At 68.0% G+C, this 4,308-nt stretch carries 2 protein-coding genes and 1 pseudogene; 1 reads left to right on the forward strand and 2 read right to left on the reverse strand.

Going from position 1 to position 4,308, the window contains the following annotated elements; all coding sequences use genetic code 11:
• Nucleotides 1–44 precede the first annotated feature (44 nt).
• Nucleotides 45–611, reverse strand: coding sequence for a GNAT family N-acetyltransferase (locus tag C1J00_RS39005; protein ID WP_102913610.1), 567 nt, complete (start codon nt 609–611; stop codon nt 45–47).
• A 333-nt stretch (nt 612–944) separates the two neighbouring features.
• Here C1J00_RS39005 and secA point away from each other — a divergent pair, with 333 nt between their 5' ends.
• On the forward strand, nt 945–3,791 hold the full coding sequence (secA, locus tag C1J00_RS39010; RefSeq protein ID WP_102913611.1) for a preprotein translocase subunit SecA: 2,847 nt from the start codon (nt 945–947) through the stop codon (nt 3,789–3,791).
• A 175-nt stretch (nt 3,792–3,966) separates the two neighbouring features.
• Here the strand turns inward: secA and C1J00_RS39015 are convergent.
• Nucleotides 3,967–4,296 (reverse strand): annotated as a pseudogene (locus C1J00_RS39015) (Rv3235 family protein); the annotation flags it as partial.
• Nucleotides 4,297–4,308 lie beyond the last annotated feature (12 nt).

The following is a 4,308-nucleotide window of genomic DNA, read 5'->3' on the forward strand; positions in this document are numbered from 1 at the left end:
GACAACGGGGGTGGCCTGCGGGTTCGTCGGAACGGCCGAGGAAGTCAGCGTGCCGGCAGGTACGGCGCCGTCGACGGGAGACCCAGGTCCGAGGGGAGCAGCGAGCCCACCCATGTGTCCCGTCGTACTCCCTTGTTGTTCGTCGCGGAGCGCAGCGTGCCCTCGATCGTGAAGCCCGCTCGCTCCGCCACCGCGCGGGAGGCGCGGTTGCCCACCTCGGCGCGCCATTCGACACGGTCGAGTGCGGCGCGGGTGAAGGACCAGCGGCAGGCGGTGAGCGCGGCTTCGGTGACGTAGCCGTTGGCCCGGTGCTGCTCGGCGGCCCAGAAGCCGATCTCGCCCATTCCCAGGGCGCGCATCGTGATGCCGAGCATGCCCGTCAGTTGACCGGAGTGCAGGAAGACGCCGAAGGTGAACATGGAACCGTCCCTCCAGCCGTCCGGGACCAGTTGTTCCGTGAAGCTCTGGGCGTGCTCGCGCAGGTAGGGCGAGGGGATCGTGGTCCAGCGCTGGATCTCGGGGTCCTGGCAGGCCTCGTACACCGCGTCGGTGTCCTGGGGCCCCACCGCGCGCATCACGAGACGGTCCGTGGTGAGGGTGACGGGTTCCATCGGGCGATTCTGCTCGGAGGCAGGCCGTGATGTCTTCTGTTTGCCCTGAGTGAAGGATTGATCACGGGGTGTGCGATGCGGCGGAGAGGTGCGGCACTATCCGAGGGGGCCGCACGTTGTCCCCTATGAAGCAGCGTGAATCTCCAAGCAGGCGTCGATCTCGAAGCAGACGTGAATCGCGAAGCAGACGTGAATCAGAATCGAAGCAGCGGACGGTCGCCGTCACGGCAGGCCCTCCCGGCGCGGCGGGGTCCTCGCATACGATGGCCGTTGCTCAGTAAGTCAAGTGGTAACCGACCGTCCTAGGCCCGACCGGCAAGGAGACCAACCCCCGTGTCCGTCCTCTCGAAGATCATGCGTGCAGGCGAAGGCAAGATCCTGCGCAAGCTGCACCGCATCGCGGACCAGGTCAACTCCATCGAAGAGGACTTCGTCGACCTCTCCGACGCCGAGCTGCGCGCCCTCACCGATGAGTACAAGCAGCGCTACGCCGACGGCGAGACCCTGGACGACCTGCTGCCCGAGGCGTTCGCCACCGTCCGCGAGGCCGCCAAGCGGGTCCTCGGCCAGCGTCACTACGACGTGCAGATGATGGGCGGCGCGGCCCTGCACATGGGCTACGTGGCCGAGATGAAGACCGGTGAGGGCAAGACCCTCGTCGGCACCCTGCCGGCATATCTCAACGCCCTGTCCGGCAAGGGCGTCCACATCATCACGGTCAACGACTACCTGGCCGAGCGCGACTCCGAGATGATGGGCCGCGTCCACCGGTTCCTGGGGCTGGAGGTCGGCTGCATCCTCGCCAACATGACGCCGGCTCAGCGCCGCGAGCAGTACGCCTGCGACATCACGTACGGCACGAACAACGAGTTCGGCTTCGACTACCTGCGCGACAACATGGCGTGGTCCCAGGACGAGCTCGTCCAGCGCGGCCACAACTTCGCCATCGTCGACGAGGTCGACTCGATCCTCATCGACGAGGCCCGTACGCCGCTGATCATCTCCGGCCCGGCCGACCAGGCCACCAAGTGGTACGGGGACTTCGCCAAGCTGGTGAAGCGCCTCAAGCGCGGCGAGGCCGGCCAGCCGCTCAAGGGCATCGAGGAGACCGGCGACTACGACGTCGACGAGAAGAAGCGCACGGTCGCCATCCACGAGTCCGGTGTCGCCAAGGTCGAGGACTGGCTGGGCATCGACAACCTCTACGAGTCGGTGAACACGCCGCTGGTGGGCTACCTGAACAACGCCATCAAGGCCAAGGAGCTCTTCAAGAAGGACAAGGACTACGTCATCATCGACGACGAGGTCATGATCGTCGACGAGCACACCGGACGTATCCTCGCGGGCCGCCGATACAACGAGGGCATGCACCAGGCCATCGAGGCCAAGGAAGCGGTGCCGATCAAGGACGAGAACCAGACGCTCGCCACGATCACCCTGCAGAACTTCTTCCGCCTCTACAAGCGCCACGACCACAACGACAAGGAACAGCCCGGCCTGTGCGGCATGACCGGTACGGCCATGACCGAGGCCGCCGAGTTCCACCAGATCTACAAGCTCGGCGTGGTGCCGATCCCGACCAACCGGCCGATGGTCCGCAAGGACCAGTCGGACCTGATCTACCGGACCGAGGTCGCCAAGTTCGAGGCGGTCGTCGACGACATCGAGGAGAAGCACCGCAAGGGGCAGCCGATCCTCGTCGGCACGACCTCCGTCGAGAAGTCCGAGTACCTCTCGCAGCAGCTCAGCAAGCGCGGCATCCAGCACGAGGTGCTGAACGCCAAGCAGCACGACCGGGAGGCGACGATCGTCGCCCAGGCCGGCCGCAAGGGCGCCGTCACGGTGGCCACCAACATGGCCGGCCGTGGTACGGACATCAAGCTCGGCGGCAACCCCGAGGACCTCGCCGAGGCGGAGCTGCGCCAGCGCGGCCTCGACCCCGAGGAGCACATCGAGGAGTGGGCGCACTCCCTGCCCGAGGCGCTCAAGCGGGCCGAGAAGGCCGTCCAGAACGAGAAGGACGAGGTCGAGAAGCTCGGCGGGCTCTACGTGCTGGGCACCGAACGGCACGAGTCGCGGCGCATCGACAACCAGCTGCGCGGTCGTTCCGGCCGTCAGGGCGACCCGGGCGAGTCCCGGTTCTACCTGTCCCTCGGCGATGACCTGATGCGCCTGTTCAAGGCCCAGATGGTCGAGCGCGTGATGTCGATGGCGAACGTCCCGGACGACGTGCCGATCGAGAACAAGATGGTCACGCGCGCGATCGCCTCCGCCCAGTCGCAGGTCGAGCAGCAGAACTTCGAGACGCGTAAGAACGTCCTGAAGTACGACGAGGTCCTCAACCGCCAGCGCGAGGTCATCTACGGCGAGCGGCGCCGCGTCCTGGAGGGTGAGGACCTGCACGAGCAGGTGCAGCACTTCATGGACGACACCATCGACGCCTACGTCGAGGCCGAGACCGCCGAGGGCTTCCCCGAGGACTGGGACCTCGACCGGCTGTGGGGCGCCTTCAAGCAGCTCTACCCGTGCAACATCACGGTCGAGGAGCTGGAGGAGGCGGCCGGCGACCGGGCCGGGCTGACCGCCGAGTTCATCGGTGACTCCATCAAGGACGACATCCGCGAGCAGTACCAGGCGCGTGAGGACCAGCTCGGCTCCGAGATCATGCGGGAGCTGGAGCGCCGGGTCGTGCTGTCGGTCCTGGACCGCAAGTGGCGCGAGCACCTCTACGAGATGGACTACCTCCAGGAGGGCATCGGCCTGCGCGCCATGGCGCAGAAGGACCCGCTGGTCGAGTACCAGCGTGAGGGCTTCGACATGTTCACCGCGATGATGGAGGGCATCAAGGAGGAGTCCGTCGGCTACCTGTTCAACCTGGAGGTCCAGGTCGAGCAGCAGGTCGAGGAGGTCCCGGTCGAGGACACCAAGCCGGTGGCCGACCTGGAGAAGCAGGACGCGGTGCCGGCGCAGGCGGGCTCCCGGCCGGAGATCCGCGCCAAGGGGCTCGACGCCCCGCAGCGGCGCAACCTCCACTTCTCCGCGCCGACGGTCGACGGCGAGGGCGGCACCATCGAGGGCGACTTCACCGAGGACGGCGAGCCGGTGCGCTCCGAGGCCGACGGCCTGACGCGCGCGGAGCGGCGCAAGCAGGCGCGGAGCCGTGGTCGCCGCAAGAAGTGACGGTCGCCGAGGCGCCGTAGCGGCTTGACGGGCCGGACACCTGAGGGTGTCCGGCCCTTCGGCTTCGACGGTCTCTGCCGACCGTGGGCGCCGCATGGAGTGGCGGTCGCCGAGGCGCCGTGGTGGGTTGACGGGCCGGACATCTGAAGGTGTCCGGCCCTTCGGCTTGACGGCCTCAGTCGGCTTCCGGGCGAGGCGGGCGGGGGCCGCCGAGTTCGACCGCCGTGCAGCGCCACCGGCGGTCCTGCCCGAGTTCCAGGCGGAAGGCCATGGCGCGCAGCCGGTCGCCGGCACCGACACGGGCGAAGGCCTCGATGGCGCCCGGGCGGGGTTCGAACCAGCCGATGTCGCGGACGACGGGACGGGCACCGCGCGTGCGCAGAGGGCCGCGTTCAGCCAGCCAGGCCAGCTCGTCGTAGGCGCGGCCGCGGGTGTGGCGGAGCATCGAGTGAACGGGGCGGTGGCCGCTCAGCACGGCGACGAGGAGATCGGCGAAGAGGTCGGTGGCTGTCTCTTA

Origin of the sequence: Streptomyces cahuitamycinicus, from assembly GCF_002891435.1 — a bacterium.
Classification (GTDB): domain Bacteria; phylum Actinomycetota; class Actinomycetes; order Streptomycetales; family Streptomycetaceae; genus Streptomyces; species Streptomyces cahuitamycinicus.

Coding starts and splice junctions, on each gene's coding strand:
- C1J00_RS39005 (WP_102913610.1), bottom strand. CDS start 611: ATGGAACCCGTCACCCTCACCACGGACCGTCTCGTGATGCGCGCGGTG.